Here is a 25,324-nt window from a genome sequence, read left to right as displayed (position 1 = left end):
GCTTTAGCCGCGACGGGCGTTCCCGGGAACATCGGTCGCGGCTAAAGCCGCTCCTACAGCATCAAGGTCGCTTCGGCCCACCGCATCAGCCGCGCCCTGCAGGAGCACACGCGCGCTCCCGCACGGTTGCATGCGCAGGCCGCGACTAGAACTTCAGATCCGCGCGCACGTACAGGTAGCGCCCGCCCGGGATGCCGTAGGTGGAGGCGTCGTAGCCGTTGAGCGAGCACGACAGGCAGATCGGCGGGTCCTTGTCGAAGACGTTGTTGACGCCGCCGCTGAGGGTCAGGCCCTTGAGCCAGTCGAAGCGGTAGCCCACCTGCAGGTCGTGGTAGGTGATCGCATCCAGCGTGTTGGTGCCGGCGACCGGGTCGCTGCACACCGGGAACGCGACCGCATCGCCGCACTGTTCGGTCAGTTCGGAGATGTGCCGCAGCGTCCACGACGCATTCCAGCGGCCAAGCGACCAGTCCAGGCTCAGGTTGCTGGTCCACTCGGGAATCGAGCTGTCCACCACTTCCACGCCCGGGCGCTGCGGCTGCACCTGGCCGGCCGCGCCGGTGGCGACGTAGCGGGTGACGAAGGTGTTCTGCCAGCCGACCTTCAGGCGCCCCGCGGCGGTCTCCGGCGTGGTCCAGAACAGGTCCACGTCCCACCCGTCGGTCTTGATCGAGCCGAGGTTGGTGAGCCGGTTGTTGAAGCCGTTGATGCCGCCGGTGGACGCGCGGGTGATGCCGTCGCAGTACGTCGGCGACAGCGTGTCCACGCACAGATCGAGCTGGGTCTGCGCGTTGATCGCCTGGATCGCGCCATCGATGTCGTGGCGGTAGAAGGTCACCTCCACGTCGAAGCGGTCCGACCACGGCACGTTGCTGGCGAACCACGGGCTCCAGACGAAGCCGGCGCTGAAGCTGCGCGCCTTCTCCGGCTCCAGCGCGCGGTTGCCGCCGGTGGTCACCGAGATCTGCGAGTTGGCCTGCTGGTAGCCGGCCGGGACGCCGAGCGCGGCGCAGTTGCTGGCGCTGCCGCGCGGCGCGGTGCCGCCCAGGCCGATCGAGCACGGGTCGGACAGGGTCAGGTCGGCGCGCGCGGCCGAGCCGTACAGTTCGCCGATGCTGGGCGCGCGGAAGCCTTCGGCATAGCTGGCGCGCAGCACGAAGTCCGGCGCCACCTGCCAGCGCAGGCCGTACTTCGGGGTGAACTTGCCGCCGAAGGTGGAGTAGTCGGAATAGCGCCCGGCCAGGCTCAGGTCCAGTTTGTCGCCCAGCGGCGAGTCGGCGAAGATCGGCACGCTCAGTTCGAGGTAGGCCTCCTTGACGTCGTAGCTGCCCTGCGTCGGCAGCGACGGCACGCCGTTGTAGTGGCCGATGACGGTGAGCGGATCGGGGCGGTAGAAGCCCTCGTACTTGCGGTACTCCACGCCGGTGGCGAAGGACACCGCGCCGGCCGGCAGCCGGAACAGGTCGCTGCTGAGGTTGGCGGTGAACTGGGTCAGTTCGTTCTGGCTGCGGTCGTGCACCACCGGCTGGATCCAGCGCAGCATGTCCGGGGTGATGCTGCCGGCGCCGCCGAAGATGTTCAGCGGCACGCAGCCGGCCACCGCCGCGCACGCCGCCGGATCGCCCAGCGCCAGGTTGATGTTGTAGATGTTGTAGCTGCCGTAGTTGGTCTGCTCGGCCTTGTTCTTGCTGTAGGCGCCGTTGACGTCCCAGAACCAGGTGCGGTCGGCACCCTCGAAGCTGCCGATGAAGCCGGTGCCGACGTACTGGGTGTCCACGCGCTGCTCGAACACGCGCGCGCCGCCTTCCACCGGGCGGCGCCCGATCATGATCAGGTTGCTGCCCGAATCCAGCGCGAAGCCGAACGGGTTGTACGGGTTGGCCGCGGAAATGACGATGTTGTCGGCCAGCGGATTGCCGGTGCCGGCGTCGGGGCCGAGGAAGATCGGCTCCGGCGCGGCCTGGTTGGTCGATTCGCGGCGGTTGCCGAGCAGTTTCAGGTACCACTGCACGTCGTCGTTGAAGAAGAAGCGGAACTGGCCGAACACCCCCTTGCGCTCGGACGGCGTCAGCAGCAGGTTGGACGCGGCGAAGTTGTAGCGGTCGGCGGTGGTGAAGCAATGGTAGTCGTCGCTGCGGGTACAGCCGCCGGCGCCGTCGTAGCGCGGCGTGCCCACGCCGCTGTTGGGGGTCAGGTTCTGCTCGGCGCCGGTGTTGGGATCGACGAAGATGAAGCGCCCGTCCGGCGTGGCCGAGCTGCCGAAGCTCAGGCCGGTGCCGGGAATCGGATACAGCGACTGCGCACGGTCGCGTGCGTAGATCGGGTCCTGCTTGGTGTAGCTGGCGCCGAGGAACAGGCTGGTGCGCTCGGTGCTGTGGCCCCAGGCCAGGTCCACGCCCTTGCTGGCGCCGTCGCCCTTGTCGTACCCGCCGTAGTTCAGGGTGACCTGGCCGCCTTCGAAACTGCGCCGGGTGATGATGTTGACCACGCCGGCGATGGCGTCCGAGCCGTACAGCGAGGAAGCGCCGTCCTCCAGTACCTCGACGCGTTCGACGATGGCCAGCGGGATGGTATTGAGGTCGGTGGCCGCGCCCACGCCCGAGGCCGAGGACTCGTTGACCCAGCGCATGCCGTCGACCAGCACCAGCACGCGCTTGGCGCCCAGATGGCGCAGATCGACCTGCGCCGAGCCGGCGCCGACGCCGCTGCCGTCCGGCGGAAAACCGAAATTGCCGGAGGAATTGAACTTGGCGTTCAAGGCCGAGCCGGAGGCGGTGAGCTCCTGCAGCACATCGCCGATGGAGGTCAGGCCGGTGCGCTCGATGTCGGCGCGGCTCAGGGTCTGCACCGGCACCTGGCCCTCCACTTCGGCGCGGCGGATGCGGGTGCCGGTGACCTGCACGCTGTCCAGGGTGGTGGCGCCGCCGGGGGCGGCCGGGGTGCTCTGTTGCTGGGCGCCGGCGATGGCGGGGACGCCGCCGAGCAGGGCCAGGGATACCGCGAAGACCAAAGGATGGCGGTGCAGGAAGTTCATCCGTCTCTCTCTCCAGAAAGGATGTGGGTCGGCCGCTGCGACCCCCTGCACCGCGACGGCGTGGAATTCTTTGTAAACAAATCGTAAACGGGCTGCAAGCGCCCGGCAGGCAAAGCGGTGGGCGATCGATGCGACTGGTCGATCTGGTAGACACAGGCTCGCGAGACTTCATCCAACAGCGACGCAATGCCAAAGCCCCTCTCCCCTCGGGAGAGGGGTTGGGGTGAGGGTCCGGCGCGCGAAGCGCCCGCGACGATAAGGGGCTTCGCCCGCACCCTCATCCGCCCCTGCGGGGCACCTTCCCCCGAAAAGGGGGCCATGGTCTCGATGGAAGAAGGGAGAAGCCAAGCCCCTCTCCCCCGGGAGAAGGGTTGGGGTGAAAGTACAGAGGCGAAGCGCCCGCGCCGATCTGCGACAAGAGGCTTGCCCACTCTCTCATCCGTCCCTGCAGGCACCGGATACCGGCCCGGCGAGCGGCGCCAAGCTGCAAACGCTGCAGCGCGTTGCACCGACACGACGTGCAGCGGCTCCACCCGTCAGCACGTCGGCATCGCGTCATCCAGCGCAATCGTCGCGCGCCCGGACGGCACGGGACAACAGCGCCGCAGCCGCGACAGCGGACGCAACGACAGCACCCACCATCGCCCGTGGCACGGCGATTCATCGGCCTTCGGTATAGTCCCGCGCATGATCCTGCGCACGTCTCTCCTGCTGTTCGCCGCCGCGTTGTGCGGCCCCGTTTCCGCCCTCGCCCAGTCCCTGGATGCGCAACGCCCGGCGATCCGCTCGGCGATCGACGATGCCGAGCAGGGCCGGTTCGATCCGGTCCGCGCCGCTGCCTTCAGGCAGCATCCGCTGTACGGCTGGCTGGAGTACGCCAACCTGCGCCGCACCATCGACAAGGTGTCCGATGCGCAGGCGCAGGACTTCCTTAAGCGCTACGCCGGGCAGCCGGTGGCCGAGAGCTTCCGCGCGCTGTGGCTGCCGGCGCTGGCGCGGCGCGAGGACTGGCCGGCACTGCTGGCGAACTGGAAACCCACCGAGAACCTCGGCCTGCGCTGCGCCCAGCTCAATGCGCGCCAGGCCACCGGCCGCGCCGACGCACAGTGGGTGGACGAGGCGCAGGCGCTGTGGCGCAACGCCGGCAAGTCGCTGCCCGACGCCTGCGACCCGGTGTTCGCGGTGCTGCAGGCGCGCGGCGGCATGACCGATGCGCTGCGCTGGGCGCGCGTGGAAGCGGCCGCGGACGCCCAGCAACCGGCGGTGATGCGCGCCGCCGCGCGCGGTCTGCCCACCGCCGAGCTGGCGCTGGCCAACGACTACGCCGCGTTCCTGGACGCGGTGCATCCGCGTGCGCTGAGCTGGCCCAAGACCGAGCGCAGCCGCAAGGTGGCGGTGGACGGGCTGGAAAAGCTGGCCAAGACTGACCCGGATGCCGCCGAGCGGCAACTGCCGCAGTTCGCCCAGGCGCTGCAGTTCAGCGAGGCGCAACGCGGCGCGGTGCTGTATCAGATCGCGCTGTGGACGGTGGCCTCGTACGGCCCCGATTCGGCGCGCCGGCTCAATGCCGTGCCCGAGTCCGCCTACGACGAACGCCTGCACGAGTGGCGCGCGCGCGAGGCGATGGCGCGCGGCGACTGGCCGGCGGCGCTGGCCGCGATCCGCAAGATGCCGCCGGCGCAGCGCAGCGATTCGCGTTGGCAGTACTTCGAAGCGCGCCTGGCGGAGAAGACCGGCAATGCCAGCGAGGCGCAGCGCCTGTATCGCGCGGCGGCCACCTCCGCCACCTTCCACGGCTTCCTGGCCGCCGACCGGCTCAAGCAGCCGTATGCGCTGTGCCCGTGGGAACCGAACGACAGCGCGCAGGCGCAGGCGGCGGTGGCGCGCGACCCGGCGCTGATCCGCGCGCTGGAGCTGTTCAAGATCGACCGCGCCGGCTGGGCGGTGGCCGAGTGGAACGATGCGCTGAGCCGCTTCGACGACACCCAGCGGCGCCTGGCGGTGGAAGTGGCCAGCGCCAACGGCTGGTTCGACCGCGCGGTGTTCGGGCTGGGCAAGCGCCCGGAAGAGCAGCGCCTGTACACGCTGCGCTTCCCGCTGCACCACGCCGAGACCATCCGCCGTGAAGCCGGCAGGAACGCGATCGACCCGGCCTGGGTGGCCGCCGAGATCCGCGCCGAGAGCGTGTTCAATCCCAATGCGCGCTCGCCGGCCAATGCCATGGGCCTGATGCAGGTGGTGCCGGCCACCGGCGCCAGCGTCGCCCGCAACCTCGGCCTGGCCGGCTACGGCGGCGCCGCGAGCCTGTACGACCCGGACACCAACATCGCCATCGGCACCGCCTACCTGCGCCAGTTGCTCAATACCTACGGCCTGCCCTACCTGACCATCGCCGCCTACAACGCCGGCCCCGGCCCGGCCTCGCGCTGGCAGACCCAGCGCCCGGGCCACGATCCCGACTTTTGGATCGAGACGGTCAGCTACAAGGAAACCCGCGAGTACGTGGCGCGCATCCTCGCCTTCAGCGTGATCTACGACTGGCGCCTCAACGGCGACGCCCTGCCGGTCACCGAGCGCATGCTCGGCAAGCTGGACGCGCCGCGGAAGAAGTTTGTGTGTGAGGCGGGGATTCGGGATTAGGGATTCGGGATTGGCAACAGCGCAGCGCGCCCACATGCAGGTAGCATCGACATAGGCGGGAGCGGTATTCGTTCCGACAATCCGCCTTTACGAATCCCGAATCCCCACTCCCGAATCCCAGCCCATGAACACCTACCTCGTCGGCGGCGCCGTCCGCGATGCCTTGCTCGGGCAGCCGCCGGGCGATCGTGACTGGGTGGTGGTCGGGGCCACGCCGCAGCAGATGCTGGACCTGGGCTACAAGCAGGTCGGCCGCGATTTCCCGGTGTTCCTGCATCCGCGCAGCGGCGAGGAATACGCCTTGGCGCGCACCGAGCGCAAGGCCGGGCGCGGCTACCTCGGCTTCGTGGTGCAGGCCGATCCGTCGGTGACGCTGGAGGAGGACCTGCAGCGGCGCGACTTCACCATCAACGCCATCGCCCGCGACGAGGCCGACGGGCGCCTGGTCGATCCCTACGGCGGCGTGCGCGATCTCGAACAGCGGGTGCTGCGTCATGTCGGCCCGGCCTTCGCCGAGGATCCACTGCGGGTGCTGCGCGCGGCGCGGTTCATGGCGCGGCTGGCGCCGCTGGGGTTCCGTGTCGCCGACGAGACCATGGCACTGATGCGCACGATGGCCGCCGGCGGCGAACTGGAAACGCTGGTGCCCGAGCGCGTGTGGCAGGAGCTGCGCCGCAGCCTGGCGTCCGCGCAGCCATCGGCGTTCCTGCGCACGCTGCGCGAGGCCGAGGCGCTGTGCTGGGTGCTGCCCGAACTGGACGCGCTGTACGGGGTGCCGCAGCGCGCCGAGTACCACCCGGAGATCGACACCGGACGCCACCAGGAACTGGTCAGCGACATGGCCGCGCGGCTGGCGCCGGGCGACGCGCTGATCGGCTTCGCCGCGCTGACCCACGACCTGGGCAAGGCGCTGACCCCGCCCGAGGAATGGCCGCGCCACCTGATGCACGAGCAACGCGGCCTGGCGCCGTTGCGCGCGCTGTGCGAGCGCCTGAAGCTGCCGCAGGAGCATCGGCAACTGGCCGAGATCGCCTGCCGCGAACATCTGAACGTGCATCGCCTGGCCGAGTTGCGCGACCGCACCGTGCACGAACTGCTGCAGCGTTGCGACGGCTTCCGCAAGCCCGAGCGCATCGCGCAGCTGGCGACGGTGTGCGAGGCCGACAAGCGCGGCCGCCTCGGCAGCGAGGACGCCGATTATCCGCAGGGCCCCGCGCTGCAGCGCCTGCATGCCGCGGCGCTGGCAGTGAACGCCCGCGACCTGGCCGCGCAGGGCCTGAGCGGCCCGCAGATCGGCGAGGCACTGGCCAAGGCGCGGATCGCGGCGATCGCCGCGGCGCGGCGGGAGCTGCCGGCCGACACGCTCTGAGCGCTGCCACGTCGCGCTTGCATAGATGCGCGGTGGAAGCGGGGCTCATCCGCTTCCTGGGCATGAGCCGCGACAGGCTCAACTGGATGGTCCATCGCAACGGAAGCGAACATCCAGGAGCGATTGAAGGCACCGCTGAGAACCTGGAATCCATCCATAGCGATCTGTGCACATTAGTGTTTTCCAGGCGCTTTGGTCGCGGTCTTTGCCGTTATTGAGGTGCCCTAGCCACACGTGTAGGAGCGGCTTCAGCCGCGACCGCGTTATCGGGAACGCCCGTCGCGGCTGAAGCCGCTCCTACGGGTGCGGTAACGTGCCCGCTTGATGCGTGGCAAGCATGCCGCCGCACCTGACACCGCGCCTGCAGACAACGGCAAGTTGCCCGAATTGCGTGGCGGCGATTGCAGCGCTGCCACCACCCGCCGCAGTGCTCGCCGGACACCCGCTAGGGCACCTGGATCGCCTCCCCGCTGGCCACGACCACCGTGGCGATCTGCGATGCGGCATCGCGGCTGACCACGTCGGCGATCTCCCCCAACAGCGTGCTGTTGTCCTGCATGTCCAAGGCGTCCCGATAGCGCGCGTTGGCCACATCGGTCAGTTGCAGGCCGAGTTCGCTGACGCGCAGCGACGCGGCGTCCACCACGCCGTCGAGCAGCTGCGCGCCCTGCAGCGCGATGCGTGCGGCGCGCGCGTTGGCGACATCGCCGAGATCGACGATGCCGGCGAATCCGTCCAGCGTGCCTGCCGCGTCGATCACCTCATCCATCAACTCGCCATCCACGATCGACACGCGCTGGGCCGACGCCGATAGCGCGCCTCCGGCATTGCCGCTGCGCCGCACGCGCAGTTCCGCGCTGGCATCGCGCGCATCGATCAGGTCCAGCACTTCGTCGACCAGTTCGCCCTCGACGATGTCCAGCGCCTGGACCCGGGCGTTGCCGGCATCGGCCATGTCCAGGCGCAGCTGCGCGCGGGCGAGCGGGCCCTGCAGGTCGACCGCCTCGTCGATCAGTTCGCCATGGACGATGGCCAGGGCGTCGCCGGTGACGTTGCCGCTGTCCGCGAACGCGACGTCGAGCGTGCCGCCGTCGATGGACCCGGCATCGATCGCCTCGTCGATCAGTTCGCCCTCCTCGATCCGCGCGGCCACGGCATGCAGGTTGCCGGCATCCTCGAAGCGAACCGCCAACACCGCATCCTGTATCGCCCCCACATCGATCGCTTCGTCGATCAGTTCGCCGTCCACGATCCGCGCTTCGGCAGCGACCGCATTGCCGCTGCGCAGCAGCGTGACCGCGACATCGGACGCGAGCAGGTCGGCAGCGTCCAACGGCTCGTCGATCAGCCCGCCATCGCCGATGCGCAGCGCGCCCTCGATGCTGGCGTTGCCGGTATCGGTCAGGCGCAGGTCGATCGCCGCGCCCTGCACGTGGCCGGCGTCGACCAGTTCGTCGACCAGCACCGCATCCTGGATGTCCAGTGCGCGCGCATCGACATTGGCCACGTTGGCGAGTCCGATCGCGATCTGGCCGCCCAGCCACGGCCCGGCGTGCACCACCTCATCCAGCAACTGGCCGGCGAACAGGCGGACCTCGTCCGCCGCCACAGTGGCCACGTCGTCCGCCTGCACGGCGACATGGCTGCCGCGCAACGGATGGGCGATCAGCGCGCCTTGCAGGCGGCCGCCGCCGATCGTCAGCAGGCCACGATCACCGCGCACCCGGTCGCTGCGCTCCACGGCGACCGCGAGACAGGCGCCGTCGGCCGCCGCGACCGCTGCATCGCGTGGCGCGATGAGCCGTTCGCTGAGGCTGCCGCCGCCCAGGTGCAGGTGGCTCTGCGCGGTCTGCAGACTGACGTTGGCCGAGTCGCGCAGGCGCACATCGAGGCGCGCACCGTCCGCGATGGGGCCGTCGACCAACGTGCCGATCAGCGCGGCCTGCACCAGCCCCGCCGGCGCATGCAAGCTGCCGTCGGCCGCACGCGTGTCCTCGCCCAGGATCAACCGCCCGGCCAGCGCCACGTTGGCACTGTCCTCCACCAAGATCGCCAGCGTGGCGTTCGCACCGACACTGTGCACCAGCGTCGGCAACAACGACGGCTGCGCTTGCCACCACGCATCCTGCACGGTCTGATTGGCCTGTCCGCAGATCGCGATGGCCAGGGTTTCCCCGGCGGGCACATCGAGCGGCGTGGCGAACGCATAGGGCTGCCAGGACCCGCCGTTGCGGGCGATGAAGCGCCCGACCGCGGTCGGACCCGCGCACGCCACCGGCAACGCCGGCCGCCGACACGCCGCCGGTGGCGTCGCGGCCCAGGTCGGCCAGGCCGTGGCCCATAACAGCAGGACGGCCCCGGCGCGCATGCTGCCCGCGCCAAGCAGCTTCGACATCTGCACCTGCGGCCGCTCAGCCGCGCGACGCGGCGCATCGCCGATACCATGCCATTGCTTGCGCCAAGCCACGACGACACGCGACATTCCGTCGAACCACCCTTCACCGCTGCCGCAAGAACGCGGCACCGTCCGTACGATACGCATGACGATCTCCCCCTGTGGCGATCGCCCGTGATCCTAATGCATGCGGGTGACGACCCCGCGTGCGGGGAGAGAGACAGAAGACTTTTAATCTTTTGCTCAACAGGCACGCCCAGCGGGGACTGGCGCCGCGGCGCTGCCGACATCGCCGCTCAAGCGAACCGCGCTTCCAAACGATTCGCGTGGTTGCGCCTGCACCCTGCGCACCGTGCGTCCGCCACACGAGCGCGCGCCTCAGTCCTCGGCAACGAAGAATTCGAAGAAGTCGCGCTTGTCCTCGGCGAAGGCACTGACCAGCCTGCCTTCGGGAATGCGCTTGACGCCGAGGCCGCCGACGCAGATGCCGAGGCGGCGAAACAGCGCATAGCGCGGCCCGATCGCATGATCGGGATCGAGCGCCATCAGCTGCGCCAACGCGTCCGACGCATAGATGGCGATCCCCTCGACCACCCGGGCCACATGCCGGTTGAGCGTCACGTAACACAGCGCCTTGTGTTCGTAGACCAGTTCGCAGCCTTCGCGTGTCTCGGTCACGATCTTCTGGATGTTGTCGATCACCGTGGTGAATGGCGCGCCGTGCGCCTTGGCGATCTGGGCCTGGCTGCAGCCGAAACGGAATCCGCCCACGGTGGCATAGGGTTGAATCGCGTAGATCACCGGACGTTCCTTGTGAGGTGGAGCGGAGCTGGCGCCTGCCTGCGCCCGCGCGGCGAGGGCGCGGCATCGCCGATGCGCCGGCGCCAGGCTACCGCACCTATCCACGGCCGGCGGCACGATGTTTCCCTGCGCGCACCGACGGGCGGTGCCGGCAGCCGCTTACTCCATCGCGCCGGCGATCCAGGTATGGCGGACCTGCAACGCGGCGTCTAGCAGCACCAGGTCGGCCTGATAGCCGGGTGCGATGTGGCCGTAGCGGTGGTCCAGGCCCACGCACTGCGCCGGGTACAGCGAGGCCATGCGTGCGGCCTCCTCCAGCGGTACGCCCAGCCACTGCACGCTGTTGCGCACCGCGCTGGCCATGTCCAGCGCCGAGCCGGCCAGGGCGCCGGCGGCGTTGCGCACCACCCCGTCGATGGCGGTGATGGTTTCGCCATACAGATCGAAGGCGGGGCTGTCGGCGCCGACCATCGGCATCGCGTCGGTCACCAGGAACACGGTGCCGCGCGGCTTGGCCGCCAGCGCCACGCGCAGGCTGGCCGGATGCACGTGCACGCCGTCGACGATCACCCCGCACCAGGCGTTGCGGTCTTCCAGCGCGGCGCCGACCACGCCGGGATCGCGTCCCTGCAGCGGGGTCATGGCGTTGTACAGATGGGTGAAGCCGCAGATGCCGGCGTCCAGCCCGGCGCGGGTCTCCTCGTAGCTGGCGGCGGTGTGGCCGGCGAACACGCGCGCGCCGGCCGCGGCCAGGGTGCGGATGCTGGCCGCCGGCACGCGTTCCGGCGCCAGGGTGATCAGGGTGACGCCGTTGTCCAGCGAGGTCGCCAGCGCCAGTTCCTCGGCGTCGGGCACGCGGAACTTGTCGGCGTTGTGGGTGCCCTTGCGCGCCGGCGCCAGGTACGGCCCTTCCAGATGGATGCCGAGCACGCCCGGCACGCCCTCGGCGATGGCCTGGCGGGTCGCGGCGATCGCCGCACGCATCACCTCCACGTCGTCGCTGATCAGCGTCGGCAGGTAGCCGGTGGTGCCGTAGCGGCGATGGCCCTGGCCGATGCGGCGCAGCGCCTCGACGTCGGTGCGGTTGTTGAACAGCACGCCGCCGCCGCCGTTGACCTGCAGGTCGATGAAGCCCGGCAGCAGGCTGCCGCCACCCAGGTCGTGCTGCACCGGCGCCGCCGCCACGCGCGGGTCGGCGTCGTCGAGCAGGGCGAGGATGCGCTCGCCCTCCAACAGCACGCTGACGCCATCGAGGAAACCGTCCTCGCCGAGCACGCGGGCATTGCGCAGCGCCACCGTGGTCATCAGACGGTCTCCGTCACTTTGTTCAGGTGCGGCGGCAGGTCCGGGTTGTAACCGCGGCGCAGCGCCAGGGCGTTGATCGCGCGGTAGAAGCTCTGGATCGCCAGCAGCGGCGCGCAGGCCGGGTGCGGCGCGGCGACCAGCGGCAGGTCGCCGCCGGCGCTGGCCAGCCACACCTGCGCGCCGCGGCCGCGGAATTCCTCGGCCAGGCGCCGGGTGCCCTCGCCCGCTTCGTCCGGCTGGTCGAACGCCAGCACCGGGAAGCCCGGGCCGACCAGCGCCATCGGCCCGTGCTTCACTTCCGCCGAGCTGTAGGCCTCGGCGTGCAGGCCGCAGGTTTCCTTGAACTTCAGTGCCGCTTCCTGCGCCGCCGCCAGGCCCAGGCCGCGGTCGAGCACGAACAGGTTGTGCGCCTCGACCAGGCCGTCGGTGAGCGAGCGCCAATCGGCCTGCCAGGCCGCGCGCAGCGCCTGCGGCAAGTGTTGCAGCGCGTCCAGCAGCGCCGGGTCGTTCTTCCAGTGCGCACCGAGTTGCAGGATCGCCGCCAGCGACGCCAGGTAGCTCTTGGTCGCGGCCACGCTCTTCTCCGGGCCGGCGCCGAGCGGGATCACCGTGTCGGCCAGTTGCGCCAGCGGCGAGTCTTCGACGTTGACCAGCGCCGCCACGCGCGCGCCGGCGTCCTTGGCGGCCTGGGCGTTGCGCAGCAGGTCAGGGCTCTTGCCCGATTGCGAGATCACCAGGTACAGCGCCCCGCGCAGTTGCAGCGGCGCCTCGTACACCGAGCCCACCGACGGCGAGGCCGAAGCGGTGACCACGCCGAGCTGGGTCTCGAACAGGTACTTGGCGTAGGTGGCGGCGTGGTCGGAACTGCCGCGTGCGCAGGTCACCACGAACGGCGGCGGATCGGCGCGCAGCGATGCGGCCAGTGCGGCCACCGTGGCGTGGTTGCGTTGGAACTGCGCGGCGACGACCGCGGCGGCTTCCGCGGCTTCGCGGAACATCAGGGTTTCGGTTTCGGAGGGCAGCGCCATGGGCAGGGTCATGTGGGGTCGGGGGAGGAGGAACGGCGGGAATGCGGCTGCATGGGCGCGGTCGAGCCGCGCACCACCAGTTGCGGCACGAAGCCCTGGTTGTGCACCGGCGCCGGATGGTCTTCGTAGGCATCGCTGCGCAGCTGGCTGATCAGCAGCCGCGCGGCATGGCGGGCGATGTCCTCGGTGGCCTGCTTGGCGGTGGTCAGCGGCGGCCACGACTGGCGCGAGAACGGGCTGTCCTCGAAGCCGGCGATGGACAGGTCGTAGGGCACGTTCATGCCCGCCGACTTGGCCGCGGCCAGCACGCCGGCGGCGATCTCGTCGTTGGAGCCGAAGATCGCCGTCGGCGGTTCGCGCAGCGCCAGCAGCCGCCGCGCGCCGCGGAAGCCATCGTCGAAGGTGTAGTCGCCGGGGATCACCAGGTGCTTGTCCAGGGTGATGCCGTAGTCCTTCAGCGCCGCCTCGTAGCCGGCATAGCGCTCGCCGCTGGACCGGTGCGAGGTGCCGCCCCACAGGAAGCCGATGCGCTGGTGGCCGAGCTGGATCAGGTGCTCGGTGATCTCATAGGCGGCATCGCGATCGTCGACATAGACGCACGGGCCGTCCTGCGGATCCTCGGTGGCGGCGATGATGCGCACGGTCTTGATGCCGCGCGCGGCCAGCGCCGCGACCAGGTCGGCGCGCTCGGACATCGGCGCGGTCAGCACCAGCCCGGCCAGGCGCGAACGCTGGGTCCATTCGGCCAGTTCCTCGGCGAGCATCGGCGCGGTGGAATCGCAGGGATGGATCTGCAGGCCGAAGCCGGTTTCGCGGCAGGCGGCGAGCACGCCGTTCTGCACGCCGATGATGTGGTACGGATTGGGGTTGTCGTACACCAGCCCGATCACGAACGGGGTGCCGCTGCGCAGGTTGCGCGCGGACGGATCCGGCTCGTAGTCGAGTTCGGCGATGGCGTGCAGCACGCGCGAGCGCGTGGCCTGCATCACCGACGGTTCGTTGTTGATGACCCGCGAGACGGTCTTCAGCGACACCCGCGCCCGTTCGGCGACGTCTTTGATGGTGGGTCTGCGCATTGGAATGAGTTTGCCGAGTTGGAGAAAAGCGCGTCAGCTCACCGCGCGCCCTGGCCCACGCGGTGACCGCGCAGCGCGAAGAACAAGATGTACAGGTAGCAAGCGATCATCAAGCCGGCGAAGACCACCTGGAAATCGAAGAACTCCTTCAGATGGGCGAACAGCTGCGGAACCGCTGCGCCGCCCACGATGCCCATGATCAACAACGCCGCGCCCTTCTCCGTGAACTTTCCCAGGCCCTTGATGGCCAGAGGGAAAATGGCCGGCCACATGATGGCGTTGGCGAATCCGAGCGCCGCGACGAACGCCACCGAGACATAGCCGCCGGTCAACATCGCGCACAGCGAGAACACGATGCCAAGGCCGGCCGAAATGGACAGGTACTTTTCCTGGGAGATGTACTTCGGGATCAGCACCAGGCCGACCAGGTAGCCTGCCAGCATGCAGGCCAGCGTGCCGATGGTGAAATACTTCGCGTAGTCGAGCGAGAGGCCGAGGCTGTTGCCGTAGATGCCGATCGCATCGCCCGCCATCACCTCGGCGCCGACGTACACGAAGATGCACAACGCGCCCAGCCACACGTGCGGAAACGCGAAGATGCTGTCGCGGCTGCGCTCGTCGGAGGCCGACGCGTTCGCCTTCTCGGCGCTGATCTCGGGCAAGGGCGAAAACAGGATGGCGACGGAAAGCACGGCAAGGACACCGGCGATCGCCATGTAGGGGCCGTGGATGCGACCAGCGAACTCCTGCAACAGCAGCTCCTTCTGCGCAGGCAGTACCTGTTCGATCCGGGTCGAAAAATCCTCCATCCCGTGCAGGACCACCTTCGCCAGTCCATAGGTGGCCAGCGCTCCGGCCACCTTGTTGCAGATGCCCATGAGCGCGATACGGCGCGCTGCGCCATCGATCGGCCCGAGGATGCTGATGTACGGATTGACCGCAGTCTGCAGCAAGGCCAGGCCGCCGCCGATGATGAAGATGCCGCTCACCGCACCCGCATACGAACGGGCATTGGTGAACTGGCCGAAGATGGCGGCGCCGATCGCCATGATCAGCAGGCTCAGCGCCAGGCCCTTTTTCATGCCGGTCAGCTTCAGGATGAACGAAGCAGGCAATGCCAGGCAGAAGTAGGAAATGTAGAACGCGCTCGGGATGAGAAACGCGAACGTGTCGCTGACGTTGAAAGCGACCTTGGCGAACAGGATCAACGGCCCGTTGATCCAGGTGAAGAAGCCCATGATGAAGAACAACAGGCCGACGATGGCGATGGAGGCGTAGGGACTGGCGGGCCGTGCGGTGGTCATGGGCGGGCGTGCTCCGGGTGGGCGCAGGGTTCGGCGATCAGCGTCGCAGTTCGGCGACGAAGTCGTAGTAGTCGTTGTGGCAATAGGTGTCGGTCAGCTCGATCGCGCTGCCGTCGCGGGTGTAGCCGACCCGCACCACGTGCAGGATCGCCTCGCCTTCCTTCATGCCCAAGTGGCCGGCCAGCCGCGCCGGCAGGTTGATGGCACGGAAGTACTGCAGCGCCCGCACCACCGGGGTGCCGCGTTCGTCCAGGTAGGTGTAGAGCGAATCGGCGATGGCGTGCGGATCGGGCACCACGTGCTGCGGCAGCACCGCCTTTTCGTAGGCCATCACCCGGCCGTCGGCGCTGCGCAGGCGGGTCAGCGCCGCGACCACCGTGTCCGGCGACAGGCCCAGACGCAGGATCTCCTCGCCGTGCGCCGGACGCGTGCGCCGCTCCAGCCAGCGCGTGCCCGGCTCCAGCCCCTTCATGCGCAGGGTCTCGCTGAAGCTGGCCAGGCCGCTGAGCTGGTGCTGGATGTGCGAGGTGACGAACGTCCCGGCGCCCTGGCGGCGCGACACCAGGCCTTGTTCGACCAGCGCATCCACGGCCTGGCGCAGGGTCACCCGCGACACCTGCAGGTATTCGCACAGTTGCCGTTCGGCCGGCAGCGCCTCGCCCGGCTTCCACTGCCCGCCCTTGATCGCCTCCACCAGCTTGCTGGCCAGTTGCAGGTACAGCGGCGTCGGCGCGTCCGGGTCCACGGCCAGCGCATGCAGGCGCGGATCGGCCTGCGGCTTGGGCTTGGTCATGGCGCGCTCTCCAGTCCGCATGAATTCGTTATGTCCAATATAGTACCAATTTGCGGTCCGTGCACGCCGGGTCACAGCCGCAGGTACAGCCTTCGCCGGTCCATCCACCAGCCCACCGCCCAGCACAGCAGGGTGTAGGCCAGCGCACAGGCCAGGCTGCCCCAGGGGCCGGGCAGCAGCCGCTGGAACACCTCCACGCCCAGCCACTGGTACAGGTCCATGCCGCTGGCGCCGGCCGGGACCAGCCGCAGGCAGACCACAAACAGTTCGGAGAACAGGTAAATCGCCAGCGGATTGCGCCCTAGCACGGTGAAGAAGCCGCTGCCGGCCTGCCAGCCGCGTATCTCGATCGCCCACAACAACGCGCCCAGCAACAGCAGGTCCAGGCCCACGGTCAGCAGCACGAACGAGCCGGTCCACAGCTTCTTGGCCAGCGGGAACCAGGGCTGCCAGGCCAGCGCCAGCAGGACCAGCGCGACACCGGCCAGCAGCAGCCAGCGCACCGTGCGTGCCTGCTTGCCGACACGGCGCACGTACACCCCGGTCAGGTAGCCGGCAATGACATTGACCGTGGCCGGCAGCGTGCCGAGCAGACCTTCGGGATCGAACCCGCCGTCCTTGCGGTACAGCTGCGCCGGGTCCAGCAGCCACAGGTCCAGCCGCGTGCCGGCATTGCCGAGCTTGCTCAGTTCCGCGCCCGGCTGGCCCCACAGGTACAACGCACCCCAGTAGCCGAGCAGCAGCGCCACGCACATGCCCAGCAGGCCGCGCGGCGACAGCCAGCGGCACAGCAGCGCGGCCAGCGCGTAGCACAGCGCGATGCGCTGCAGCACGCCGGGCACCCGGGTCTGGTCGATCGCGGTGACGCTCCAGTGGCCGTCGGCGCCCTGGTGCACGAACGGAAACCAGTACATCAGGAAGCCGAGCAGGAAGATCAGTGCGCTGCGCTTGCCGACCCGGCGCAGGAAGGCGCCGAGCGGCTGGCCGCGGTCCAGCGCGAAACTCATCGCGTTGCCGACGGCGAACAGGAACGACGGGAACACCAGGTCGGCGGCGGTGAAGCCGAACCACGGCGCGTGCCGCAACTGCACGAACGCATCGGCCCCGGCGCCCGGCGTGTTGACCAGGATCATCAGGAAGATGGTCAGGCCGCGGAACACGTCCAGCGACAGGAAGCGTTCGCGCGACGGCGCCGCGGCGGGAAGGCGGACGGACGCGGCGCTCATGGCGCATCCACTTGTTGCAGCAGCGTGCGCACCGCGGCGACCGGATCGGCCGGCGCCTGCCGCAGGTAGGCCGTGTCGCGCACCACCCAGTCCCGCTCCCAGTCGCGCAGCCGCTGCTGCAAGTGCGCCTCGTCCACGCTGCCGCCGGCGACCGCCGCTTCCCGCAGCATCTGCAGCGCCAAGGTCCAGCGTGGCAGGTAGTAGTCGGCGTACATGCCCTGCCAGGCCTTGGAGGCGTAGTCGCCGAGATTGCCCTCGCCGCCCCACACGCTGACCTGCGCCTTGGCGTCGCGCCGGTAGTAGGCCGCGTCCTGCGGGGTCTTGGCGTAACCGGCCGCCGCGTCGAGCCAGCTCGACAAGGTGTCCTGCTGGCCGCCGACCAGACGGTCGAGTTGCATCACCGCATCTCGCACGCGCGCGACCGCGGCGTCGCCGGCCGCAACGTCGCCACGCCGGTACGCGGCCACGGCCTGCTGCAACTGCACGTCCACGCGACCGGTGGCGTAGTGGCGGGCGAAGTCGACCAGGTCGTAGCGGTACAGCGGCGCGTCGGCGTACTCCGGCGCCAGCGCCAGCAACTGCTGCAAGGCGCGGCGCAGCCGCGGCGGATCGCCGGGCGCGCCCTCGAACTCGCCGATGTCCAGCGTCGGCCGCTTGAACAACAGGTAGGCGCCGGCACGGCTGCGCCACCAGCGCGGTGTCCAGTAGCGGGTCGACAGCACCGACGCCTGCAGGTCGTCCCAGGCCGCGCGCAAGGCCGGCGAGGTGTGCCCGTAGCGGGCGCGGGTGTAGTCGTCGAGCCAGTCCTGCAGCGGGCGCTGCTGTGCGCCCCAGGCCAGTGCGTACATGTACTCGTAGACCACCGAGGTGGTGTGCAGCCCCTCCGGGAAGGCGCCGAAGCCGACCAGTTGCTGCTTGTCCTTGTCGGCGAGCAGCGTGCGCAGGTCCTCGCGGTAGAACGCCAGGTCGCCGTACACCGGATTGCTGCCGCCGTAGTTGTGTACGTAGCCGTAGATCCACTGCTTGCCGTCGAACGCGTCGGACAGCTTCCAGGTGCCGGGGTAGCGGTCGTTGCCGATATCCAGCACCAGCAATTTGTCGTTGGGCACCTCGCGCAGGAATGCGGCGATCGCCTGCGGCGTCCAGAAGTGGCGGTCGGCGCCGAACAGCCAGCCCTGCATCACCCACACCGCATCCGGGTTGGCGCGGTGGATCGAGGCGTACAGCGCGCGGCCGTACTCGGCCAGGCGCTTGTCGCGCTGCGCCGGCGGCACCTCGGGCGGCTTGGTCTTGGCGGAGTTGGCGGTGCTGTCGCCGTAGCTGGCCAGGCGCGCGTCGCTGCCGTCGGCGGCGATCGGCGGCAGCATCTCGTTGAACGCATCGGCCAGGTAATAGGTGCCCTTGCCGTAGGTGCGGTCGTAGAGCTGGATGAAGCGCTGCGCGATCTGCGCGAACAGCGGATCGGCCGGATCCAGCCAGTAGGTCTCGTGGAAGCCCTCCCAGGCGCGCATGCGGTAGATCCGCGCCTGCGGATGCGTCTGCGCGAACGCCTTCGGCACATAGCCGGCGAAGGCCGGCAGCACCGGCTTCATGCCCAGCGCGCGCATGCGCTGCAGGATGCGCAGCTGCAGCGCGTGCTTGTCCTCGATCCACTGCTGCGGCAGCGGCGCATCGTAGCCCTCGATGTTGCCCATGCGCTGCCATGGCGCGAACGCCGGGCCGGAGAAGTACTGCGCCAGGTCGGCATCGGCGACGCCGAACTCGCGCCACAGCGCCTGCCACACGTACTCCTGGCCTTCCATCGCCAGCGGCATGTCGATGCCGTGCAGCGCCATCCAGTCGAGCTCGCGCTCCCAGCGCGCCCAGTCCCACCACGGCGTGGTGTAGCCGTAGGTGCAGACGTTGAGATAGGCGCGGTGCGCGAACGGCGTGGCCACGCGTGGACCGTGGGCGTCGGCATACGCCGCCGGCAGTGCCACGCGGCTGCCTTCCCAGCTCACCGACGCCGCGCCGATCGACTGCAGATAGCTGTATGCACCGTGTGCCAGCGCCACCTCCGAGGACCCGGACACGCGCAGCGCGCCGGCCTCGGCGGTCACCTGGTACCAGTCGTTGCCGCGGCCGCGCGGTTGCCGTTGCAGCTGCAGCTCGGCCGCGCGTGGGCCAAGCGTGCGCAGCAGCACCTCGCGTGCGGCGCCGCCCTGCGTGTCCTGCGCGGGCGCGGCAACAGCGATCGGCGCCAGCAGCGCACAGGCCAGCAGCAACAGCACCACATGCGCGCGTCCCGACGCCGCCCGGAGGCGGCGCAGCCCGGCAAGGCCATGCGGGAAGATCTGGCGGAAAACATGGTTCATTGGCTCAATACTCCACTGTCGCGACATCGTCGAAGCCGAAAGGCGTCCCGGCCGTCACCTGCATCACCACGGCCAGCACCCGTTCGCCGGACGCCGGCGACAGCCGCAGGGACACCGGCTGCCCCGCCGCCACGTCGGCCACCCGCTGCCGGTCCAGATACACCTGCACCGCGCCGGTCGCGCGGCCGAGCCGCACGCGGCCGCCGCGCTGCTGGATCCCGGCCCAGGGCGTGAACGTGGTTCGGTACAGCACATAGCCATCGCGCTCGGCGCGCGTCTCCAGGTTGCCCGGCTGGCAGAAGCTCCAGCTGTTGTTGTCGTTGGGTGCGCGCGGCAGCGCCGGATCCGGCGGGGTGGCGAACGGCAGGGTGTGCCGCCAGCCGCCCACCACCATCGCCGCGGCAGCCGGCGGCAACGACAACGGCGGCGGCGCCGCGTCCAGCGTGATATTTGCCTGCGCCGCACGCAAGGCAGGCGCGCTTGCCACGATGCGTAGCCGACGGCGATCGCTGCCGGCCTCGACGATGGCCTGCGCCAGGCCGTTGAACAACTGCACCTGCGGCACGTTGTCGGGCGCATGCCGGTTCGGGTCGCCGTTGCCGACGCCGAGCAGGCGCCCGCCGTCGAGCTGCAGCGCGATCTGCGCATCGGCGAACGGCACGTGACGGCCCTGCGCGTCCACCGCTTCCAGCGTGATCGGTTGCGCGTCGCGGCCATCGCCGCGCATGCGCGGGCGGTCCGGGGTCAGCCGCAGCGCGACCGCTGCGCCGACCGTCTGCACCCGCTGCCGCGCCACCTCGCGCCCGTCGCGATACGCCACCGCTTCCAGCACGCCGGGCGCGTACACGACCTGCCAGGTGTTCATCGCGATCCGGTCCACCGCCTGCCGCCCCTGCGAGCGGCCGTTGAGCCACAGCTCCACCTGCTGCGCGTTGCAGAACGCCATCACCTTGATCGGCGTGCCCTCGCGGCCCGGCCAGTTCCAGTGCGGCAGCAGCTGCAGCACCGGCGCCTCGTCGATCCACTGCGCCTGGCGCAGCCAGTAGGCGCCCTTCGGGAAGCCGCACAGATCCATGATGCCGAAGAACGAGGACACCGATGGCCATTCGAACGGGGTCGGCTCGCCGCGATAGTCGAAGCCGGTCCAGACGAAGCTGCCGGCCAGGTAGGGCCGCTCGTCGATCAATTTCCAGGACGTGCGATGCGTGTTGCCCCAGGGCGCAGCGACCGAATCGTCCTCGGCGATGACGTGCGCCTCCATGTCGGTGAACCAGGCGCCGCGGGTCTGGAACGCACTGGTGTCCTCGCTGGACAGCAGTGGTGTATGCGGCATCGCCGCATGCACCCGGTCGTAGTTGAACTGGCGGTAGTTGAAGCCGACCACATCCACCGCATGGGACGCGTTGCGCTGGGTCAGCATGCCGTCGTTCATCGCCGCGGTCACCGGGCGGCTGTCGTCGAGTTCGCGCACCAGCGCCACCGCACGGCGCACCATTTCATAGCCGGCGGCGGTGCCCTGCATCGGCTCTTCGTTGAATACCGACCACAGGAACACACAGGCGCGGTTGCGGTCGCGGCGCACCAGCCAGCGCAGTTGCGCCGCATAGTCCGGGGCAGGATTGAACACGCGGTTCTCGGCCATCACCAGCATGCCCAGGCGATCGCACACGTCGAGCAGTTCGGCGGCCACGGCATGGTGCAGGCGGATCGCGTTGCAGCCCAGCGCCTTGAGCCGGCGGATGCGAAAGTCCAGCAGGCTGTCCGGCACCGCCACGCCGACCCCGGCATGGTCCTGGTGCAGGCAGGCGCCCTTGATCTTGAGCGGCCGCTCGTTGAGGAAGAAGCCCTGCTGCGCATCGAAGCGCAGCGTGCGGAAGCCGATCGCGCACTCGCGGCGGTCGCGCTCGCGGCCTGCGCTGCGCAGCACCGTCGCGAGCCGGTACAGATGCGGTGCGGCCACGTCCCAACGCTGCGGCTGACGGACCTGCAACACGACCTGGGCCTCCACTTGCGCCAGCGCGCCGGCCTGCAGCGCGCTGCTGCCTTGCGCCACCACCGTGCCTCGGGCGTCGTACAGGGCCGCCTCCAGCAGCGCCGCATCGGCGTGCTCGCCGACGTTGGCGACGGTGACCGTCACCGGCAGCGTCCAGCGATCGTCGGCCCCGGCACGCGGCACCGCATGCACGCCGTCGCCGACGATATGCAGCGCATCGCGCACCGCCAGCCAGGTATGCCGGTAGAGCCCGGCACCTTCGTACCACCAGCCGTCCATCGCCTCGGCGTCCACGCGCACCGCGATGGTGTTGAGATCCTGGCCATAGCGCGCGATCGCGGTCATGTCGATGGCGATGCCGTCGTAGCCGCTCCAGCTGCGCGCCATCAGCAGGCCGTTGACCCACACCGTGGCGCGACTGGCGATGCCGTCCAGGCGCAGTTCCAGCGCCTTGCCGCGCTGCGCCTCGTCCAGCCGCAGGCTGCGCCGGTACCAGGCGATGCCGCGGCGGCGATAGCCCTGCGCCACATTGGCGCTGGCCTCGATCGGCTGCTCGATGGCGAAATCGTGCGGCAGCCGCAGTTGCCGCCACTGGCTGTCGTCGAAATCACCGGCGGCCGCGCCCCAGGCCTTGCCGGCCTTGGCGTTGTCGTAGCTCGCGTCCTGCCCGGTGATCGGCGGAAACGGGATGTCGCCCTCGTGGAAACGCCAGCCCTCGTCCAGACAGAACAGGCCGGGATCGGCCGCCAGGGTCACCCCTGGCACGGCCGCCAGCGCCGCGGTATCGGCGCCGGCGAGGCCGGCGGACGCCGCCGGGCCGGCGCGGCTGCCGCGTGGCAGCGCCAGCAGCAGGCCGGCGCCGGCGCTGCCGGCCAGGAAGGTTCTTCGTTGCATGCGCTTGTCCTCATCGGAACGACCGCCCGGCGCCACCGCGGCGCCGGGCCAGGGTCGCGCTAGCCCGCAGGCGCGCGCGCCGCCCTCACAGGATGTCCCACTGCATCGACACGTAGAAGCTGCGGCCGGTGACCCCGGTCATCTGCCAGCGGCTGCTGATGTCCTTGTACGCCTCTTCCTTCTTGTTGGTCAGGTTGAGCGCGCCGAGCTGGAAGCTGAGCGTGTCGGTGGCCTGGTAGCCGAGCACCGCGTCGACCTGGGTGCGCGCCTTCATGGTGTGGCCTTCGCGGGCGAAGAAGCTGTCGCTGCTGTCCTGCTCGTACTCGCTGCGGTGGTTCAGCGACACGCGCGCGGAGAACATCGCGTTCTCCCAGTAGCCGGTGGCGTTCCAGGTCTTCTCCGACAGGTTGCGGATCTTGAAGTCGGTGTCGCGCTGCGGGATCACCCGGGTGAAGTTGGCAGTCAGGCCGAAGCCCTGGATCGGCAGCCACGCATCGAAGGATTGCGTCCAGCCCAGTTCGTAGCCCTTGATCTTGACCTTGCTGGGATCGTTGCGGGTGGCGGTGATCTCGTAGATGTTGCCGCCACCGTCCACGCAGTCGCCGGCGCCATTGGTGGACAGCGCCGTGCCGTTGAACGTGGCCGGGCAGACGATGCTGTTGAAGGTGCCGTTCTTGACGTTCTTCCAGAAGCCGGCCAGGGTCAGCCCGCCGCCCTGCCCGTAGTACCACTCCAGGCTGAGGTCGGCCTGGTCGGCGGTCAGCGCCTTCAGGTCGGTCTGGCCCAGCGCCACGTCGTAGGTGGTGGTGCCGCCGGTGTTGCTGCCGGAGGAGATGGTGGTGGCGATGGCGGTGTTGCTGTCCAGGATCGGCCGCACCAGCACCTTGCCGGCGGCAAAGCGCAGCAGCAGGTCCTCGCGCATGTCCAGCACCAGGTTCAGGCTGGGCAGCCAGTTGTGGTAGTCGTACGGGGCGCGCTCGGTGCCGACCACCTCGTTGGCGTCCTCGCTGTACTGCGAGGCGGTGGTCAGGTAGGTGTCGGTGGTGCGCTTGGTGTTCTCGTAGCGCACGCCGACGTTGCCGCGCAGGCGCATGCTGCCGAGGTCGGTGTCGATCTTCGCCAACGCGTAGGCGGAAAAGATGTCGTTGCGGATGTGGTAGCTGGCCTGCGGCGCGAACAGCACCGGCACGGTGATGCCGGAGGCGGCCAGGGCCCGGGCGTAGGCATACACGTCCGGCGCCACCCAGTCGCTCTGCGAGGCCAGGTTGCCGTCGAGGAAGTTGCTGACGTTGGAACTGGCCGCCGACAGCTCCGGGAACATGTCGTAGCCGGACACCGCGCCGGAGTTGATCAGGTACAGGAAGTCGCGGCGCCAGACGTTGCGGTCGAAGGTCTCGCGGCGGAACTTGGTGCCGACCTTGACCGCATCGAGGAAGCCGTTGCCGACGTAACTCTCCGCATCGAACTGCAGCGACCATTCCTTGTTGCGCAGCGCGTTGATCGCGCCGTTGGGGTATTCGTCGCGGACCAGGTTGGCCTTGTTCCAGGCGCTGGCGTCGGTGGCGTCGGCATCGGTGGTCAGCGAGATGGCGCCGGGGTTGGACATGTCGAACAGCGTCGCGCTCGGCTTGCGGCCGAGGATCGCCGCGCGCTCGTCCTCGTCGGTCTTGCCCTCGGTGTAGTTGGCCACGCCGCTGAAGGTCCACGCGTCGCCCTTCCAGCGCGCGTCCCAGGTCAGCAGTTGCGAGGTCAGATCGTGGCGCTCGAGCTGGCGGTTGTTCTCCAGCCAGTAGTTGGAGGCCGACACCTTGGTTGCGGTCAGGCCGTCGGTCTGCAGCACGCTCAGGAAGTTGCGATCGAAGGAGTAGACCAACTGGTTCATGTCGTTGTCGGTCTTGTCCTGCGAATACAGCGCGGTCAGATTCATCTCCAACCGGTCGTTGGGTTTCCACTGCAGCCCGGCGGTGAGCATCTTGCGGTCGGTCTCGCGCTCGATCGAGCGATAGCGCGGACGGCGCGGGATGTACAGGGTGCCGTCGTCGGTGGCCTGGGTGTACCAGCGGTCGATCCACAGGTAGTCGGCACGGTCCTTGAGCTTCTGGTAGCCGGCGTTGACGAACACGCCCAGTTCGCCGCCGTCGGCGAGATGGAACTGGTCGATGTAGGTCAGCACGCCCTTCGGCGTCGGCGCGCCGCCGGCGAATTCGGCGTACTGCTCCTTGGCCGAGAAGATCAGCTTGCGCGCCTTGTAGTCCAGCGGTTTGGTGGTCTCGATGTTGACCGTGCCCGAGAGCCCGCCGGCATCCATGTCCGCCGACGGCGACTTGATCACCTGGATCGCCGCAGCCACTTCCGGCTGGATGATGTCGTAGCGGAAACCGTCGGTGAAATCGGCGCTCTTGATGGTCTGGCCGTTGATGGTGGTCGCCGAATACTGGGGACCCAGGCCGCGGATGCTGATGGTCGACCCGCGCCCGTTGATGGTGGAGATCTGCACGCCGGGAATGCGCTGGATCGCCTCGGCGATGTTCTCGGCCGGGAACTTGCCGATGTCCTCCGAGGAGATGCCGTCGGTCATGCGTGCGTCGGTGCGTTTGTTGTCCAGCGCGGTGATCAGGCTCTTCTGGTAGGAACTGGTGACGGTCACCGTATCGAGCTGGGAGACCGCGTCGGATGCGGGCGCTTCCTGCGCCTGCGCAGCGGCGCTGAGCAGGCCGAGCGCGATGGCGCTGGCGAGGGCGGACAGGGGACAACAATGCGAACGGGAGCGGGCGACATGTGGCATTGGGCTATCCTGGTTGATGGCGGATCGGCACGACGACGGCGGACATCCAGGGCGGCGATCGGCAGGCAGCACCCTCCATCGCGCCCACGCGACGCGCAGGGCGATGCCGTCCGTGCGGACACGGAGTGAATGGAGCGTTCTGGCTGTTTCCTGCGCCCGGTCTTGCAGGAGGCGCGTCCCCGTCCCTTCCCCGGAACGGGCGACTGCATGGTGCGGCTGGACGAATCTGGCCCGAATTGGCAAGGACCAATTCCAGGCGCTTCGATTCTTATGGTCTTAGAAAGATTGTGTCAACGCCGTGCCGCACGAAATCGCACAATGACCTCT

14 protein-coding genes are annotated in these 25,324 nt (G+C 69.3%); 2 read left to right on the top strand and 12 right to left on the bottom strand.

Annotated features, from left to right (window positions below; genetic code table 11):
* Window positions 1-145: 145 nt before the first annotated feature.
* Complete coding sequence (locus FHR56_RS13605; protein ID WP_160945409.1) at window positions 146-3,034, bottom strand: TonB-dependent receptor; 2,889 nt, start codon at window positions 3,032-3,034, stop codon at window positions 146-148.
* Between the two features lie 687 nt (window positions 3,035-3,721).
* On the opposite strand from FHR56_RS13605, the gene FHR56_RS13600 reads away from it, so the two are divergent.
* Both FHR56_RS13600 and FHR56_RS13595 read left to right on the top strand, forming a co-directional pair.
* Window positions 3,722-5,674 carry a transglycosylase SLT domain-containing protein gene (locus FHR56_RS13600; RefSeq protein ID WP_160945410.1) on the top strand — a complete coding sequence of 651 codons (1,953 nt, stop codon included), beginning with the start codon at window positions 3,722-3,724 and terminating at the stop codon, window positions 5,672-5,674.
* 124 nt (window positions 5,675-5,798) lie between these two features.
* Window positions 5,799-7,043 carry a multifunctional CCA addition/repair protein gene (locus FHR56_RS13595; RefSeq protein WP_160945411.1) on the top strand — a complete coding sequence of 415 codons (1,245 nt, stop codon included), beginning with the start codon at window positions 5,799-5,801 and terminating at the stop codon, window positions 7,041-7,043.
* A 445-nt stretch (window positions 7,044-7,488) separates the two neighbouring features.
* Here the strand turns inward: FHR56_RS13595 and FHR56_RS13590 are convergent, their stop codons facing one another.
* From FHR56_RS13590 to FHR56_RS13540, 11 genes are all read right to left on the bottom strand, one after another.
* Window positions 7,489-9,438: a hypothetical protein gene (locus tag FHR56_RS13590; RefSeq protein ID WP_160945412.1), complete on the bottom strand. Its 1,950-nt coding sequence runs from the start codon at window positions 9,436-9,438 to the stop codon at window positions 7,489-7,491.
* 378 nt (window positions 9,439-9,816) lie between these two features.
* The gene (locus FHR56_RS13585) at window positions 9,817-10,239 is read right to left on the bottom strand and encodes a CTP synthase (RefSeq protein WP_160945413.1); all 423 of its coding nucleotides are present in this window, start codon (window positions 10,237-10,239) and stop codon (window positions 9,817-9,819) included.
* A gap of 159 nt (window positions 10,240-10,398) precedes the next feature.
* Entirely contained in the window at window positions 10,399-11,544 is a 1,146-nt protein-coding gene (gene nagA / locus FHR56_RS13580) for an N-acetylglucosamine-6-phosphate deacetylase (protein ID WP_160945414.1), read from the bottom strand.
* A complete protein-coding gene (locus FHR56_RS13575; protein WP_160945733.1) occupies window positions 11,544-12,572 on the bottom strand; it encodes an SIS domain-containing protein in 1,029 nt (342 codons plus the stop codon). Before FHR56_RS13575 ends, nagA begins: the two co-directional genes overlap by 1 nt.
* Before the next feature lie 8 nt (window positions 12,573-12,580).
* A complete protein-coding gene (locus FHR56_RS13570; RefSeq protein WP_010343153.1) occupies window positions 12,581-13,648 on the bottom strand; it encodes a LacI family DNA-binding transcriptional regulator in 1,068 nt (355 codons plus the stop codon).
* 38 nt (window positions 13,649-13,686) lie between these two features.
* Window positions 13,687-14,952, bottom strand: coding sequence for a sugar MFS transporter (locus tag FHR56_RS13565; RefSeq protein WP_019796175.1), 1,266 nt, complete (start codon window positions 14,950-14,952; stop codon window positions 13,687-13,689).
* Between the two features lie 37 nt (window positions 14,953-14,989).
* Window positions 14,990-15,745: a GntR family transcriptional regulator gene (locus FHR56_RS13560; protein WP_019796176.1), complete on the bottom strand. Its 756-nt coding sequence runs from the start codon at window positions 15,743-15,745 to the stop codon at window positions 14,990-14,992.
* 71 nt (window positions 15,746-15,816) lie between these two features.
* The gene (locus tag FHR56_RS13555; protein WP_160945415.1) at window positions 15,817-16,971 is read right to left on the bottom strand and encodes a heparan-alpha-glucosaminide N-acetyltransferase domain-containing protein; all 1,155 of its coding nucleotides are present in this window, start codon (window positions 16,969-16,971) and stop codon (window positions 15,817-15,819) included.
* Window positions 16,968-19,325: an alpha-N-acetylglucosaminidase gene (locus tag FHR56_RS13550; RefSeq protein WP_160945416.1), complete on the bottom strand. Its 2,358-nt coding sequence runs from the start codon at window positions 19,323-19,325 to the stop codon at window positions 16,968-16,970. Before FHR56_RS13550 ends, FHR56_RS13555 begins: the two co-directional genes overlap by 4 nt.
* 4 nt (window positions 19,326-19,329) lie before the next feature.
* On the bottom strand, window positions 19,330-22,212 hold the full coding sequence (gene galA, locus FHR56_RS13545; protein WP_160945417.1) for a beta-galactosidase GalA: 2,883 nt from the start codon (window positions 22,210-22,212) through the stop codon (window positions 19,330-19,332).
* 85 nt (window positions 22,213-22,297) lie between these two features.
* Window positions 22,298-24,997: a TonB-dependent receptor gene (locus FHR56_RS13540; RefSeq protein WP_160945418.1), complete on the bottom strand. Its 2,700-nt coding sequence runs from the start codon at window positions 24,995-24,997 to the stop codon at window positions 22,298-22,300.
* Window positions 24,998-25,324: the final 327 nt, after the last annotated feature.

Source organism: Xanthomonas sp. F10, from assembly GCF_014206815.1.
In the GTDB taxonomy this organism is placed as follows: Bacteria; Pseudomonadota; Gammaproteobacteria; order Xanthomonadales; family Xanthomonadaceae; genus Xanthomonas_A; species Xanthomonas_A indica.
The sequence above is the reverse complement of the archived record's forward strand: the minus strand, read 5'-3'. Positions and strand labels throughout refer to the sequence as shown.

Coding starts and splice junctions, on each gene's coding strand:
- nagA (WP_160945414.1), bottom strand. CDS start 11,544: ATGACCACGGTGGCGCTGCGCAATGCCCGCGTGCTCGGCGAGGACGGT.
- FHR56_RS13560 (WP_019796176.1), bottom strand. CDS start 15,745: ATGACCAAGCCCAAGCCGCAGGCCGATCCGCGCCTGCATGCGCTGGCC.
- FHR56_RS13550 (WP_160945416.1), bottom strand. CDS start 19,325: ATGAACCATGTTTTCCGCCAGATCTTCCCGCATGGCCTTGCCGGGCTG.
- FHR56_RS13595 (WP_160945411.1), top strand. CDS start 5,799: ATGAACACCTACCTCGTCGGCGGCGCCGTCCGCGATGCCTTGCTCGGG.
- FHR56_RS13555 (WP_160945415.1), bottom strand. CDS start 16,971: ATGAGCGCCGCGTCCGTCCGCCTTCCCGCCGCGGCGCCGTCGCGCGAA.
- FHR56_RS13590 (WP_160945412.1), bottom strand. CDS start 9,438: ATGTCGAAGCTGCTTGGCGCGGGCAGCATGCGCGCCGGGGCCGTCCTG.
- FHR56_RS13605 (WP_160945409.1), bottom strand. CDS start 3,034: ATGAACTTCCTGCACCGCCATCCTTTGGTCTTCGCGGTATCCCTGGCC.
- FHR56_RS13540 (WP_160945418.1), bottom strand. CDS start 24,997: ATGCCACATGTCGCCCGCTCCCGTTCGCATTGTTGTCCCCTGTCCGCC.
- FHR56_RS13570 (WP_010343153.1), bottom strand. CDS start 13,648: ATGCGCAGACCCACCATCAAAGACGTCGCCGAACGGGCGCGGGTGTCG.
- galA (WP_160945417.1), bottom strand. CDS start 22,212: ATGCAACGAAGAACCTTCCTGGCCGGCAGCGCCGGCGCCGGCCTGCTG.
- FHR56_RS13575 (WP_160945733.1), bottom strand. CDS start 12,572: ATGGCGCTGCCCTCCGAAACCGAAACCCTGATGTTCCGCGAAGCCGCG.
- FHR56_RS13565 (WP_019796175.1), bottom strand. CDS start 14,952: ATGACCACCGCACGGCCCGCCAGTCCCTACGCCTCCATCGCCATCGTC.
- FHR56_RS13600 (WP_160945410.1), top strand. CDS start 3,722: ATGATCCTGCGCACGTCTCTCCTGCTGTTCGCCGCCGCGTTGTGCGGC.